The sequence below is a fragment of the Flavobacteriales bacterium genome, from assembly GCA_021739695.1.
Classification (GTDB): domain Bacteria; phylum Bacteroidota; class Bacteroidia; order UBA10329; family UBA10329; genus UBA10329.
In genome coordinates this window covers 1-15,169 of sequence record JAIPBM010000029.1, presented here as the reverse complement: position 1 = coordinate 15,169, position 15,169 = coordinate 1, and the positions used below count along the sequence as shown (strand labels likewise).

The window sequence follows — 15,169 nt, the reverse complement described above, 5'->3', positions numbered from 1 at the left end:
CATGCAGATCTTTGCTGGTGTGATCCTCTTCTTGTTTTGTATTGCTGGCTGCTTACGAAACCAGAATAAGCAATCGCTTTCCAACAAATTAAGTCTGATTCCTGACCCAGTTGTAATAACAGTTGCAGATTCTGTCTATTGGAAAGCCAACAGCGGAAACATCAGTAGCATGGATGGAAAAGCTGTTTTTACATCAGAAGAATTTGAGTTTGCCGTAAAACCCAAAGATCGATCTAAAGAAGGTTTCATTCTCTATTGGCAAACCTCTAGCGATGGTGCCGCGATTAGCGCACTTGGAACCGATAGGAAGCATCATTTTGTTCAAGGTTTCCTAAGCAACTATGAGCCCTATTTCACCGAGCAGTTATGGATTCCGTTGCAGACCTTGGCCATGCGTAAGCAATACATGTACGATGAGCAACAATACAACGGTTATTTGGATGTGTGGCAGTACTCCATTGAAGCCTATGCCAACACGCGTGGCGATTGTGAAGACCATAGCATTATTCTATGCGATTGGCTGAATACAATGGGTTACGAAGCACGGGTAGTTTGTGGTACTTATGAGACTTCTGGGCACGCTTGGGTGGTATTGTACAAGGATGGAAAGGAGTTTATTCTTGAAGCTACACAGAAAAGCAACGTTTCGAAGAATGGACATTACCCGTTGGCTGTGTTAATGCCTAAATACCGACCTGCATTTATGTTTGATCATGATTACTATTACGAGCCAATAAGAGAAGGTGAACAAAGTCATCGGAAGCCGCAGTGGAAGAAGGTTTCGCGTTATTTGCGTAATGCAGAAGGATAAGGGCAGAAAATGAGCAAAAAAGCACCAGCGGACAACGAGATTCTTGATGGCGTCATCATCGGATTCAGAAACCTTATAAACAATCGTTATCAGTACGATAACATCAATGGTAAGTACGAAATCCCTGATTCGTTTGATGAAGAACGTGTGGCCAGATACCGAAGCTTCTTTTTGGAGCAGGTTTATCCGCATCCGGAAAAAAGAGAATTGCTGAATGAAGCTTTCCGAAGCTTAGATAATTACCTCACACATCCTGATAGATTGGCGCGAATCCTTTTCGATTCTACAGCCATACTGCTCCGCCACGGAAGAAGCCTTCCTCGCCTGTTGGGTGCAGGCATCAAGGCCTTCAAGTCATTCAGAATTGCAACAGAATTTGAAGCAAAGTTGGTACGCAAGGCCAAAACAAGTGGCAAGCTTCCACCCTATTCCAGCGATGATATCAATTCTTTCATTACCGCTCTAAGACGCGCAGATATTGACGATTTCATCCGAAATACAACGGCATTGCTGGAACTTTTGTACGACCGAAAGCTAGTACGTGAGATCATTCAGATCTTGACAGAATTGATTGCACGGATGAAGAAATCGCGGGCGGGATATTCAGAGGCCGAAGTTGGAGGCTTGGAAATAGGTCTGGAAATGCTGAAGGAAGGAAATATGCTTTTTGATCAATTGAGCACTGCCGATCAGAAATCTATCTTCAACATCATTATCGGTATCGAAGTGGACGTGTTGGAAGAACTGTTCGCCAAGGAAGCTGAATCTGGCAAGAATTCACCAAAGGCCTAAGATGCTCAGAAGTAAGGAGCGGTGGTATCTTCCAGCTCCTCAATCAGCTCCGGATCCATGTATCTGTATTCATCCTCAATGTGAAGCACGATTATCCGTAGGTCGCGCGTAGCAATTGCAAATCGTTCTTTAAGAATCTCCTTATGCTTGTCTTCCATGCAAAACACCATATCTGCCCACAGCAGCATGGCTTCACTTACTTTCACTCTGGCCGAAGATGCAGTTCCCGCAGAACGCACCACGTGTTCTTCGCTTTCGCTAAAGATGGTTTCGGCTGTTCGGCTTCGCCATTCGTTTCTGCTGCAGATAAAAAGGATATTCATGCTGGTAATATTACAAACTTAGCGTAGTGATTTTCGAAATTGACCCAGTTGACGAACAGCTATGAAGCGGCCTGAGTCTCTCTGATCAATTCTCGAATACCAATAGGCAGATGAATGCAATTGATGGCTTTATCCACGAGTTGCTCGTTGGCCTGTTTGAAATACATGAGCAGATAAACCTCAGCAATGGTTGGCGAATCGATTTGTTCAGATAGTAATTGAAATTCATCTCCCACAGCCACCGAACCCGGTTTGACCACCCTAAAATAGACGCCCGAATAAGATGAATTGATAAACTTTTTGAGAACCGATTGCGTGTTGAATCGAATACCCAATTTGAAACAAGGTTGTCGTGGTTGGCACACTTCAACTTGCGCTTCGCCTACTTGATAAACACTGCCGATGCGAAGTTCTTTCTCATTCAGTCCTTCTACCGTAAGGTTTTCGCCAAACATTCCAAGGTCCCAATCCGAATTCGGAAACAATGGTTTCCAAAACGCATAATGATCAGAGCTATAAGCATATACCGCCATATCTACTCCACCATGGTGTTTTCGATCAACAACTGCATCATTCACCACGTCTTCCGTTCCCAAATAGATCGGTTCAGAAACCGGATACTTAAAAATGCCAGTCTGGACCTTTTTCCCTCGCCAGGTTATGGTGCGCACGTCTCCTCTATTTGCCGATATTACCTTCATTGCTTGCAGCCAAAAGTACAGACTGAAATGTTTCCTTCAGGATGAACCAATAACTTGTAATTTGGTTGAATAACAATAAAGAACAATAATCATGTGGCTACGTCTGATCATCTTTCTCGTTATCAACTTTGCAGCACTGGGTATTGGTGGAATCTTAATGGGTGGTCAAGTAACTGGAGAATGGTACGCAAGCCTTAATAAAGCACCTTGGACACCACCAGGTTGGGTTTTCGGTGCTGCATGGACCACCATCATGCTCTGTTTTTCAGTTTATATGGCTCAAGCTTGGGGAACGATTGAGAACAAGAACTTCCTACTTGCTTTGTTTTCCGTGCAATGGATTTTGAACGTGGTCTGGAACCCCGTATTCTTCAAATTCCACATGGTAGGTTTGGGGCTGGTGCTCATTCTTGCGCTTACAGTATTGATAGGATATTTCCTTATCGGACTATGGCCACAACTCAAAGCAAAGTCGTTGTTCGTTTTACCCTACTTTCTCTGGCTATTGATTGCCACTTCGCTTAATGCGTTTGTGCTGCTGAAAAACTGAGCTACTTCACTTCGCTCATTCCCAAATGCTCAAAAACGAAGGCCCAGATGTCGGCACTTTCGTCAATGGTTTTGGATAGTGGTTTTCCAGCACCGTGGCCTGCATCAACATCAATTCGGATAAGAACTGGCAAATTGCCTGTTTGCTTGGCCTGAAGTTCCGAAATGAATTTGAATGAGTGTGCTGGTACCACGCGGTCATCGTGATCGGCAGTAGTTACCAGTGTGGCTGGATAAGCCTGTGCTTTTACATTATGCAATGGCGAATACGCGTACAAAGCCTTGAATTCCTCTTCGTTGTCACTTGAACCGTAATCTCCCGTCCACGCCCAACCAATGGTGAACTTGTGGAAACGCAACATATCCTGAACACCAACTGCTGGCAATGCTACTTTGAATAAGTCTGGTCGTTGCGTCATGCACGCGCCAACGAGCAAACCGCCATTACTTCTTCCAGAAATAGCCAGTTTTTCTGAACTCGTGTAATTCTCAGATATCAAGTATTCAGCACCTGCAATGAAATCATCAAACACATTCTGCTTGCTCAGTTTGGTTCCGGCCTGATGCCATTCCTCGCCATATTCTCCTCCTCCACGCATGTTTGCCTGTGCGTAAATACCGCCATTTTCTAAAAACACCAATCTGCTGGCCGAAAAACTTGGCGTTACACTGATGTTGAATCCTCCGTATCCGTACAAGAAGCATGGATTGTTTCCATCCAATTTCAAGCCTTTTTTGTGCACAATGAACATCGGAATCTTGGCTCCATCCTTGCTTGGATAAAACACCTGCTTTACCTCGTACTTCTCAGCATCGAAATCGAGCGATGGTGCTTTGAAGAGTTCTGATTTTCCAGACGACATGTCATACTTGAAAATGGTAGTTGGATATGTAAATGAAGTGAAGGCATAGAACGCTCCGTCATCTTCCCGATTTCCACTGAATTCTACATTTCCTTTCGTTGGAAATTCGATTGACCGAATGAATGCACCATCCAAACCATGTACGTTGATTTCCGAAGCCACATCTTTCAAATACGAACAGACCAACTTGCCTCCTGCCAGTTGCACGCCTTCTAGAACTTGCTGTTTTTCAGGAATCAGTTCTTTCCAATTTTCAGAACTCGAATTGCGTGCATCAATACTTACCACTCGATAGTTTGGCGCGCCATTGTTCGTGTAGGCAAGCAATTTTCCGTCTGCGTGATCAAGAATTCCATATTCAAAATCGAAACCTTGGGCAATCTGCATAAAGTCCTTATCGCCATCGGCCTTGTAATACAATTGCACACCGCTGGTTGATTGAGATTCGAAGATAACTACCGCATCTTCCGTGTAAGGAGTCCAAGCGTAATAATTGCGCAACGGCTCATTCTCGTTCCAATAAATGAGTTCATCTGCTTCTTGAGACGTACCCAAAGTGTGGAAATAGATCTTATGGAATTCATTCTTGCCTGAATACGCTTTTCCATCTTCGGGTGCATCGTATCTACTGTAGAAAAAGCCATTTCCTTTCCACGAAACGCCAGAGAATTTCACCCATTTAATCACTTCCTCCAGATCATTTCCTGATGAAAGATCTTTAACGTGAATCTCGTTCCAATCTGATCCGGCAGCAGACAATTGATAAGCCATGAACTTGCCATCTTTTGAAACAGATGTACCGCCCAAAGCAACCGTTCCGTTAGCTGAGAGAGTATTCGGGTCAATCAGAACCTTTGGTTCGGTATTGAGCGAATCCTGTACATACAGCACGCTTTGATCCTGCATGCCATCGTTCTTGAAAAAGAAGAACTTCCCTCCTTTCTTGAAAGGTGTTCCATAACGCTCGTAATCGAATAGTTTCTCCAAACGCTCGCGGATCTTTTTACGTTGCGGAAGTGTTTCCAAATAAGCGAATGTCACCTCATTCTGTCGCTTGACCCAATCAGCTGTTTCCTCCGAATTATCATCTTCCAACCAACGATACGGATCAGCCACTTTTGTACCGAAGTAATCGTCAACTACGAAGGTGTCCTTTCTGGTATCGGGATAATTGATGGCTACTTTGTCGTTATTCTGGCAAGCGGTTAATCCAAGCATTAAAATGGCTAAGAGTTGTTTCATTGGTTTAATTTGACGTGCGCGAAGTTCGTTTTTCCTGCTTCTTAGAATAGAACTCTTTCGAAGAAATGTAGATCACCTTTTCAACTTCTGCATAGATCTTTCCTTCACTGTCAACCAAGTTTACAGGCAAGATGTAATCCTTTTCTCCAAGTTCAGCGATTTCCATCTTGATCTGCTGAATGAAATCTTTGGAAATGGGAAATTCTGCATAGAGCGTTTGATTTCCTGGTCTACGGAATCTGATGCTTGCTGATTTGTCCCAAACCACAAAGTTCTTCCCAAGAATATTGATGAGTTGAACCATGTAAATGCCATCCACACAGCTGTACATGTGTCCACCATAAAGCGTTCCCACATAATTGCGCGTTCTGCGGGTGAGCGGTAATTTGAGCTTGACGTAGTGGAAATCGTCAGACATTTCCACGATTCTACCGCCAGTGGAGCGATACATCGGAGAAAGATTGAAAAACAGCTTAAGCAGCTTCCCTTTTCCTATCGTGCTGGTCAACCGCTTGAAAATTCCCTTCATCCGATTAGTTCAGAAGAGAAACCCGATGACTTGAACGTTTGCCATCCGAATTAACTTCAACCAGATACAATCCTGATTGCAATTGATGAAGGTCGAGTGAAATCACTTCCGATTTTCCATTGGTTAAAACAGAGCTTTTAAAACAACATTTTCCGCTCACATCAAACACGGAAACATCCATTCTTTCGGTTTGTTCTTCACAATGGATGGAGACGATTCCATTATGCGATGGATTCGGAAAAATGAGCGCATCTTCCTTTTCAACGTCAGAAATATTGGTGACCACAGCGTTTCCCTCAAAATACTGATGTGCAAAATCGAAAGCATCGTGACCGATTTCCATCCCCATAAATCTCCCAGGAATATCATCTAAGGTTGGATGAATTCCTCCCCAAATACGCGAAAGACTACACTGATCGGATGCATCGCGGTATGTAGCCCACTGAAGCGTAACATCTGTGCTTGGTCCATCTTCAAACACAAGAAACTCATTCATTGGCGCATGAAACTCACCCATACCTCCTGGAAAATAAGCATTGCCAGTTAGTGAGGTCATTACTTCTGCGGCAGCACGCGAGAACGTAGAGTGACCGGAAACAAAACCGGCAAAAGGTGGAGTAACGAACGATGGTCGTTGATATGGCCACCAATCTTCAGCGAGAATCCAGCCCACTCCTGCCGTATCCGTTGCGGTGTTGGTAATGTAATCGTGGCCGCGCCAAACATTCATTTTGATCTTTCCTACGTGCTGATAGGTTGCTCCAGCCAATGCATCGGAAGAATCTACCAGTTCCACAATATTTTCGTGCAATTTCAATCCGGCAGGATGATAATGAACCGAATCTGGAAAGGATGATTGACCAAGATCGGCCATGAATCGAATGGCGGAAATCGGACGAATAAAGTCGTACCAACCTTTTACACCCCAAGCACTAACTGCAGCATCGTGCACAGTTCCTGCCATGGTGAAATACGCTTTCACGTCCCATTCCAGATCTGGAAGAATCGGCCCAGCGCCCATATAGCGCTTTTCAAACAATGGATGATCATTGACGTAATTTAGAATCGTAAACCAATGTCCAGGCGGTGTTTCCGAGGCTGGTCCATCAGCCCAAAACTCTGCCAAAACACGCGCGTAATCACCGCGTTTCACTACCTGTGGTGTGTATGGTTGACCAGTGTATGGATTCACTGAATACCCGATGCTGATATCGCCTCCATTCAGCAAATCGTAAAACTGTGTGTGATCGTAGAAATTGGTCGGGTATTGTTGAACGTTCCCGATTGAAGCTGGTGAGATATCCCACGTAGTTGTATCACCACTGCTCAAATGCGAAGACCAAACAGCTACCAACTCAAAACTCCATTGATACATCTCGGCAAGTCCAGTCACGTTGGCGGTATCCATCATCGGTGGAGAACCAGGATCGTGATACACCTGATAATCATAGCCATCGCGCGTATGAACGGAAAGGTCAGCCTGATCAAGTGCAAACGCATCAACTTCGCCCCATTCTGGACCTAAGAACGTTGGCGTACTCAAGGGATAAACATTTCCAGCTTGGTCAATGTAAACTTGAAGCGTGAGCGGTTGCCATCTATTGGCATCAATTATATCTGGATTTCCTGGTACAATAGGAACCAAGGTTGGATTGAGAGGCACATAATGCTGATTGGCATAACCTCCAGTTTCGTTGGAGCCATCTTGGAACCCGTAAGCAATCAGATTTGCTGCCAAATGGTTTCCCAATGCAGCATACGAACCGTTAGAATAATCGGTTGATGTAAAGTTGATATCGTAGCCCAAATTCGCCATCAGCGTATCGAAACGCATCTGATTTTCTGTTGGATTGGGCGAATTGATAAAACGATGCGACAGTAACCTGTAGGCAGCGTAACTCATAGTTTCTTCTTGTGCGGATTGAATATCTGTTGGACCTGTGATTCCATTGAATGGACAGTTGAAATCGTGTACCACTTTACCAAGCATGTAAGGTTCTGCCACGGGATCGAAGATGGCCCAACTGTCGTACAACGCGATGGATGTATGGAACAGATTGCGTGCGTGAATGGTTGGACGTGCATAATCATTTCGGATGGCTTCCAGCAGCACTTCATTCCATCGCCTAGCCACGGAATGCTGCTGAGAAAATGCCTGTGAAAACGAACTTAAAAGGAGAATTGTAAGAGTAAAAATCCGCATGATGCTGAGGTTCAATTTGTAGCATTGAAGGTATAGAAAAGTAGATGTAGTTCTGATCTCTAAAACAGAAACGCCACCACAACTTGCGTCATGGTGGCGTTCAATCTGTTCAGTACGTGTACTTAGGCGTGCTGCAAACGATAGTTCACATCCATCCAGCCTCCACCGTTCTCACACTCTACTCCTTGCTGGTGTAGGAATGCTACCGCTTGTCCACTTCGGTTTCCGCTAGCGCAGCACAACAATAACGGCTGCTTCATATTTGCAAACTCTTCTACCCTATCTGGAACTTCCTGTAGCGGAATATTGACGCTTCCTGCCACATGACCTCCTTGAAATTCCATCGGACTGCGAACATCCACAATGGTATAGCCTGTATTATTCATGTCTATTCTGTTTGTTTGATTAATGATTAAAGCAATGTTGTTGGACATACATAAGCTGTCACTTCAAATTTTCCGCTGTCTTTGATAGCGTTGAAACCACCATCGACATCAATTAGATTATTGTATCCTTTTGATCGAAGAATGGATGTGAAGATCATTGAACGGTAACCACCAGCGCAATGCACATAGTAGGTTTCGTTCTTGTTCAATTTGGTCATGCTATCGTTGATGTAATCCAAAGGAGCATTCAAGGCATTTACAATATGCTCTGAATCGTATTCGCTCTTCTTACGCACATCAACGATCTTGATGCTTTTATCAGCTTCTTCTCTAGCAGCAAACTCAGCAGCAGAAACAGATTCAATCGTATCGACCGCTTTTCCATCCGCTGTCCAAGCTTCCACGCCTCCATTCAGGTATCCGATGGCATGATCGTATCCTACTCTGGCCAAGCGCGTCACTACTTCAGGAATTCGCTCTGCATCGCCAACCAAAAGAATCTTCTGAGTGATATCGGTGATCAATGTACCAACCCAAACGGCAAAGCTTCCATCAATTCCAATGCTGTATGAATTTGGAATGAATCCTTTGGCGAAATCCTGTGCTTTACGTGTGTCAATGACAACGGCACCTGTTTCTTCCATGGCTGCTTCAAACTCACGTGGTGACAGCGGCTTAATTCCGCGGCTCATTACGTTATCGAATGAATCATAACCTTGAATGTTCATAACCACATTCTTTGGAAAGTATGACGGAGGAGCAGTCAAACCTGTGAGCAGTTCTTTCACGAATTCTTCGCGCGTCATATCGGCACGCAAAGCGTAATTGGTCTTTTTCTGATTGCCAAGCGTATCAGAAGTCTCTTTGCTCATATTCTTTCCGCAAGCACTTCCAGCGCCATGACCTGGATAAACAATGATGTCATCATTTAGCGGCATCAACTTGTTTCGAAGCGAATCGAACAGGTGATTGGCCAATTTTTCCTGTGTGAGATCAGCAATTACGTGCTGTGCAAGATCCGGACGACCTACGTCTCCAATGAAAAGCGTATCGCCCGTAAAAATGGCCTCTTCCTTACCTTCTTCGTTCGTTAGAAGAAAGCAGCTGCTTTCCATGGTATGACCAGGTGTATGAATCAACTTGATATTGGCATTTCCCAATGGGAAATTCTCACCATCCTTTGCCACGTAAACTGTAAATCCAGTTTCCATTTGCGTTGGACCATAAACAATCGGTGCGCCTGTTTTCTTGGCCAGATCCACGTGTCCTGAAACGAAATCTGCATGAAAATGCGTTTCAAAAATGTACTTGATCTTCGCGCCTCGCGCTTCAGCCATGTCAATGTACTGTTGCACTTCGCGTAATGGATCAATGATGGCTGCTTCGCCATTGCTTTCGATGTAGTAAGCTCCGTGAGCCAAACATCCGGTATACAATTGTTCTACTTTCATGGTATATGTTTTAATATGTTGAAACTCTCAAGATTCTTAGACAAAACTACAGACACTAAAAGCTTCGTTTAGAAACTTAGGTCACATAAAGATGAAGCAATAGTCACAATTAAGTTCAAAAACCATCGGAAACTTGCCCGAAAGCATCGATTTTACTCTACAATCGAATCGTAGATTACTTGCTGGATTTTGGTCCGAACATCCATTTTCAAGAGTTTACTGTTGTCCGCATCTGGATAAACACGGTTAGATAAAAAGATGTAAACGATATTCTTGTCTGGATCGGCCCAAGCCATTGTTCCTGTAAAACCAGTATGTCCGAAACTGAGCATAGAAACACACTCACATGTTGGACCGCCACCACTAGGTTCGGGTTTATCAAACCCAATTCCTCTTCGATTTCCACTTTTACAGAACTGACATTTGGTGAATTCGTTCACCGTTTTCTCAGAAATGTATCGCTTGCCTCCGTATGTTCCTTTGTTCAAGAAGAGTTGCATCATAACCGCAAGGTCGTTTGCATCGGAGAACAAACCTGCGTGGCCGCCAACTCCGCCCAACATGGCTGCACCCGGATCATGCACATCGCCTTGCACCAATTGCTTTCGGAAAGTCATATCGTATTCCGTAGGCACAATCCTGTTCAATTCAAAGCGTTCGCGTGGTTGGAATCCCATTGTAGTCAGTCCAAGCGGCCGATAGAAGTTGGTGGTGGCATATTCATCCAACGGTTTTCCTGATTCCAGCCTAACCACTTTTTTCATGTAGTAATATCCAAGGTCGCTGTATTTGTATTGCTTTTTATCCAGCAGTTTCGATTCGTTGATGATTCGATAGATTGAATCAGGATAATCCTTTCTCATGTAGAGGTTTTGTGCTACATGATGCGGAAATTCGGGTGATTTGACCTTGCGATAGTAAAGGCTATCAGGTGCTCCGTTTTTAAGCGTTTTGGTGTAAAACGGAATCCAAGCCTGCAATTGAGCATAATGCGCCAGCATATTGCGAAAGGTGATGTCCTTTTTGTTGGTTCGTTTAAGTTCTAAAAGGTGTTCCGAAACCTTATCATCAACCGACACTTCACCTTTATCTACCAATTGCATGAACGAAACAAGCGAAGCTCCGATCTTGGTTATTGAAGCAAGATCATACACGTCATCCCAACGAACGGCTTGCTCGTTGGCATAGGTCTGATATCCAAAATTCTTCTGGTAAACCACCACGCCATCTTTGGCAACCAACAGTTGTGCGCCCGGAGTTGCTTTGGCTGCAATAGCATCCAAGGTGATAGAATCGATCTTGGCCAATTCCAATTCGTTGAGCCCAACTTGCGCAGGTTCTCCGTAAGCCAAACGTGTTTTTTCGGTTTTCAGTCCGCTACCGTATGGATATTGCGCATTGGCGGTTACCGGCATTTTGCCCGAAATGCCAATGCCCCCAAAAATGGCCTGAGCTGCCATCTGTTCAGCTACATCCGATTGCTCGTACGAAAATAAAAGTGCGTTTGCATGTTCTATTCCAGGCAATCTTCCCAAAGCATACGGATTTCCAAAAACATTGACAATCAATTGCGTACTAAAGGTCAATTCACTAATGGCATCAATCAATTTCTGAGTAATTCCGTAATTTTTAGGTCGACTATTATTCAATCCATGAACACTCACAATAACCTTATCATAGTCTTTCAATTGATTCAGAATGGACCAATATTCATCGTCCGATGCACTGGTGGAAATTGAAAAATGATTGATCGGGGCATACTTGGAAAGCATCTGCTGAAATGCATTTTCCGGATCATCTCCAATCACCAATGAAGCGATGCTTTCTGAGTCTAAATTCTGAACAGGAATTGCGTTCTTGTTGATAAGCAGCGTGATTGAATTGGCCACTAACTTGTTATCGACTGCGCGAGCTTGGCTATTGTTCAAATCGGCTGTAAGGTTCTTGAGCGGAATAGGTTTATACCGATCCAACCCGAACCAAGCCTTTGCATTCAGCACTTTCAGACAGCGTTTGTCAATTTCCTCTTGCGTAATTACCCCATCGTTTACGGCCTGCCTGATAAGCTCCATGGCTTTAGGAACATCTTCAGCAAATTCCATCACGTCATTGCCAGCAAGTAAGGCCTTCAATTCCACCTCACCGGGTTGGTAAAACTTGCTGACACCTTTCATATTCAAGGCATCGGTAAAGATCAATCCTTCGAAACCAAGCGTGTCTTTCAAGAGGCCATTCACAATTTTGGGACTAAGCGTAGAAGCTTGATTTGTAGTTGTATCCAACTGTGGAATGTAGAGGTGCGCCACCATCATACTTCCAATCCCTTCCTTGATCATTTGCTTGAAAGGATAAAGCTCCAATGAATCAATTCGTTCGTATGGATGATTGATCACAGGAAGCGTGAGATGCGAATCAGAATCAGTATCGCCATGACCAGGAAAGTGTTTGGCGCAAGCAAGAATGCCGTTTTCCTGCATGCCTTTCATCACGGCAATTCCCTTTTGGGCCACTTTGATCTTATTCTCGCCAAAGCTTCGTGTTCCGATAACAGGATTTTCCGCGTTGCTATTCACATCAACCACAGGTGCAAAGTTGACGTGCATGCCCATGCGTTTCATTTGGCGGGCTGTTTCTGCTCCAAAATCATAGAGCAACTTGTCATCTTGTATGGCTCCCAAGGTCATGGATCGCGGATAGTCAATCGTGCTGTCCAAACGCATGCCTATTCCCCACTCGGCATCCATCGCAATCATCATCGGCACATCGGAAATCGACTGCAGATAATTGCACATTTTAGCTTGCCTAACCGGTCCTCCCTGAAAGTAAATAAGGCCACCTATCTTATTCTCTCGTATTAGTTTTTCCAGCTCGGCCACATGGCTCGAATCGCGGTTTGAATACGCAGCCACCATAAAAAGTTGGCCAAGCCGCTCATCTGGAGTTAGACTTTTGAAAACGGAATCAACCCAAGCTTGTTTGTTATGATTGTAAAAAACAGGTTTCACCTGTGCTGAGACCATCGCTGATCTGAACACGATTAACATAAATACCCAACAGCCGACCGTTCTCATTCCCTTCATATTCTTCGAAGGTGAACAAATAAAATGCCTTGCTATTGCGTTTAAAGTCTTAATTATTCACACATTCTTGTCAGATCCGATAAATTTGGGCCATGAGTTTTGGAATTCCATCGATGTTTAAGACGCCAAGGCACCGCAGCTTTGACTATAAACCGGTCATTTACGACCAACAGAAAGAGCGCAAAGAAGAACTGAAGCGTTTGGTTGAAGAACAACAGAACGGAGAACTTTCTGATGAACGAAGAAGAGAATTGCTTCGTGGCAAACTTAGCAAAAGTTGGTCTTCAGGAGGTGGTTCGGTGCGCAAAACCCAATCTTCTGCACAGTCTATGCGATTGGTGCTCATCGTAAGCTTCCTTTTCGGACTGGTCTGGTTCTTCTTCAATTGGGGCTGAGCGCAGTTTCTGCATGAGTGATATTATCCGTTTACTTCCTGATAGCGTTGCCAACCAGATAGCAGCTGGCGAGGTGATTCAGCGCCCTGCATCGGCAGTCAAAGAGCTGTTGGAGAATTCGGTGGATGCTGGCGCAAGCAAGATTCAACTTGTGGTTGAAGATGCCGGAAAAACGCTGATGCAAGTGATTGACAACGGAAAAGGAATGAGCGAAAATGACGCACGCATGTGTTTCGAGCGTCATGCAACATCCAAGATCCAATCGGCCGACCAGCTTTTTGCCATTAAAACCAAAGGTTTCCGAGGAGAAGCGATGGCTTCCATTGCTGCCATTGCACACGTGGAAATGAAAACCCGAACAGAGGAAAGTCCGATCGGTGTTCAGATAAACATTGCAGGATCGAAGATCCAACGACAGGAAGCTTGTCAAACGCCTGTAGGAACGAGCATTTCTATCAAAAATCTGTTCTTCAACGTTCCTGCGAGAAGGAATTTCTTGAAGTCGAATCAGGTGGAAACGCGTCACATCATGGATGAATTTATCCGCGTGGCGTTGGCGCATACTGAGATTGAAATGAGCCTTTATCATGATGGCGATGAGCTTTTTAATCTGAAGCCAGGCAAGTTGCGTCAGCGTATCGTGGAGCTTTTCGGTAAAAGCTTCAATGAAAAACTCGTTCCGATAGAGGAAGAAACGAGCATTGCCAAGATTGATGGTTTTATTGGCAAACCTGAATTTGCGCGCAAGAAACGTGGTGAGCAATTCTTCTTTGTAAACGATCGTTTTATTCGGAGTTCGTACCTCAATCATGCCATTTCATCGGCATACGATGAACTGATCGATCAAAAGACCCATCCAGCCTATTTTGTCTTCTTCACAGTTGACCCATCTTTTATCGACATCAATATTCATCCGACCAAAACGGAGATAAAATTCGAGGACGAGAAATCGATCTATGCCATTCTGCGTTCGGCAACTCGCCAGTCATTGGGCAAATACAATATTGCACCTACGCTCGATTTCAATCAGGAAATGAGCATCAACTTTCCTCCTCCACCAAAGGATGTTCGGATATTTCAACCTGAGCTTCCTGTCACTGCAGGTTCTTTTAGTGCTAGAGGTGCGCATTCTGCAGCCATAACCCGAACACGGTCAGAAGGTTGGGAAAAGCCGTCAGACAATAATTGGCAGAAGCTGTACGAAGGTTTGCCAGAGCAATTGCCCGAACAACGGGAAACGGCAACAGTTCAAAGCCGAATGTCAGTTGGAGACGAAGTGGAAAAGCGGCCAGTTCAGATCCATGGCAAGTACATTCTTACAAGCATCCGTTCAGGAACGATCATTATTGACCAAAAACGGGCGCACGAACGGGTGGTTTACGAAAAGATCGTGCAGAGTCTGGCATTGCAGCAAGCACCGAAACAGACACATCTTTTTCCTATAAATATTGAACTCAACAGTTCGGATAGCAAAACACTTTCGAGCATTTTGGATGATGTGAAATTGCTAGGAATGGACATAGAACCATTTGGCAAGAACACCTTCATTGTGCAAGGTCTGGCCACTTACATCAATGAGAATAACGTGAAAGACGTGATTGATGAGATTCTGGAGGAATACAACGAATCGGGAAATTTGACGGCCAGCAAGAAGATGGATAAACTAGCGCAAGCAATGGCACGCAGAGCGTCCATCGATTATGGAAAAGTGCTGCAACCTGCCGAAATGACCCAATTGATTGACGAGCTTTTTGCCTGCGACCTTCCTTATTCTGCCCCAAGCGGTAAACCAACCATGATCACCATGACCTTGGATGAGTTGGAGAAACGATTCGGTTGAAACG

13 protein-coding genes are annotated in these 15,169 nt (G+C 44.4%); 5 read left to right on the top strand and 8 right to left on the bottom strand.

What is annotated here, in order from left to right; genetic code table 11:
• Position 1: 1 nt before the first annotated feature.
• Both K9J17_15285 and K9J17_15280 read left to right on the top strand, forming a co-directional pair.
• Complete coding sequence (locus K9J17_15285; protein MCF8278096.1) at positions 2-811, top strand: hypothetical protein; 810 nt, start codon at positions 2-4, stop codon at positions 809-811.
• Between the two features lie 9 nt (positions 812-820).
• A complete protein-coding gene (locus K9J17_15280; protein ID MCF8278095.1) occupies positions 821-1,603 on the top strand; it encodes a hypothetical protein in 783 nt (260 codons plus the stop codon).
• 5 nt (positions 1,604-1,608) lie between these two features.
• On the opposite strand, the gene K9J17_15275 is transcribed toward K9J17_15280, so the two are convergent.
• Both K9J17_15275 and K9J17_15270 read right to left on the bottom strand, forming a co-directional pair.
• Positions 1,609-1,926, bottom strand: coding sequence for a protein tyrosine phosphatase (locus K9J17_15275; protein ID MCF8278094.1), 318 nt, complete (start codon positions 1,924-1,926; stop codon positions 1,609-1,611).
• 59 nt (positions 1,927-1,985) lie between these two features.
• Positions 1,986-2,627, bottom strand: a complete 642-nt coding sequence (locus tag K9J17_15270) for an MOSC domain-containing protein (GenBank protein ID MCF8278093.1) — start codon at positions 2,625-2,627, stop codon at positions 1,986-1,988.
• Positions 2,628-2,718: 91 nt separating this feature from the next.
• Between K9J17_15270 and K9J17_15265 the strand changes: the two genes are divergently transcribed.
• Entirely contained in the window at positions 2,719-3,177 is a 459-nt protein-coding gene (locus K9J17_15265; GenBank protein ID MCF8278092.1) for a tryptophan-rich sensory protein, read from the top strand.
• A gap of 1 nt (position 3,178) precedes the next feature.
• Here the strand turns inward: K9J17_15265 and K9J17_15260 are convergent, their stop codons facing one another.
• From K9J17_15260 to K9J17_15235, 6 genes are all read right to left on the bottom strand, one after another.
• Positions 3,179-5,281, bottom strand: a complete 2,103-nt coding sequence (locus K9J17_15260; protein ID MCF8278091.1) for a prolyl oligopeptidase family serine peptidase — start codon at positions 5,279-5,281, stop codon at positions 3,179-3,181.
• A gap of 4 nt (positions 5,282-5,285) precedes the next feature.
• The gene (locus K9J17_15255; GenBank protein ID MCF8278090.1) at positions 5,286-5,810 is read right to left on the bottom strand and encodes a DUF4442 domain-containing protein; all 525 of its coding nucleotides are present in this window, start codon (positions 5,808-5,810) and stop codon (positions 5,286-5,288) included.
• A gap of 4 nt (positions 5,811-5,814) precedes the next feature.
• On the bottom strand, positions 5,815-8,013 hold the full coding sequence (locus K9J17_15250) for a T9SS type A sorting domain-containing protein (GenBank protein ID MCF8278089.1): 2,199 nt from the start codon (positions 8,011-8,013) through the stop codon (positions 5,815-5,817).
• A 122-nt stretch (positions 8,014-8,135) separates the two neighbouring features.
• Complete coding sequence (locus tag K9J17_15245; GenBank protein ID MCF8278088.1) at positions 8,136-8,399, bottom strand: rhodanese-like domain-containing protein; 264 nt, start codon at positions 8,397-8,399, stop codon at positions 8,136-8,138.
• A 26-nt stretch (positions 8,400-8,425) separates the two neighbouring features.
• A complete protein-coding gene (locus K9J17_15240; protein MCF8278087.1) occupies positions 8,426-9,850 on the bottom strand; it encodes an MBL fold metallo-hydrolase in 1,425 nt (474 codons plus the stop codon).
• 152 nt (positions 9,851-10,002) lie between these two features.
• A complete protein-coding gene (locus tag K9J17_15235; protein ID MCF8278086.1) occupies positions 10,003-12,885 on the bottom strand; it encodes a serine hydrolase in 2,883 nt (960 codons plus the stop codon).
• Positions 12,886-13,022: 137 nt separating this feature from the next.
• Here K9J17_15235 and K9J17_15230 point away from each other — a divergent pair, with 137 nt between their 5' ends.
• Together K9J17_15230 and mutL are read left to right on the top strand one after the other, a co-directional pair.
• A complete protein-coding gene (locus K9J17_15230; GenBank protein ID MCF8278085.1) occupies positions 13,023-13,325 on the top strand; it encodes a hypothetical protein in 303 nt (100 codons plus the stop codon).
• A 13-nt stretch (positions 13,326-13,338) separates the two neighbouring features.
• Positions 13,339-15,165, top strand: a complete 1,827-nt coding sequence (gene mutL / locus K9J17_15225; protein ID MCF8278084.1) for a DNA mismatch repair endonuclease MutL — start codon at positions 13,339-13,341, stop codon at positions 15,163-15,165.
• The last annotated feature ends 4 nt before the right edge of the window (positions 15,166-15,169 follow it).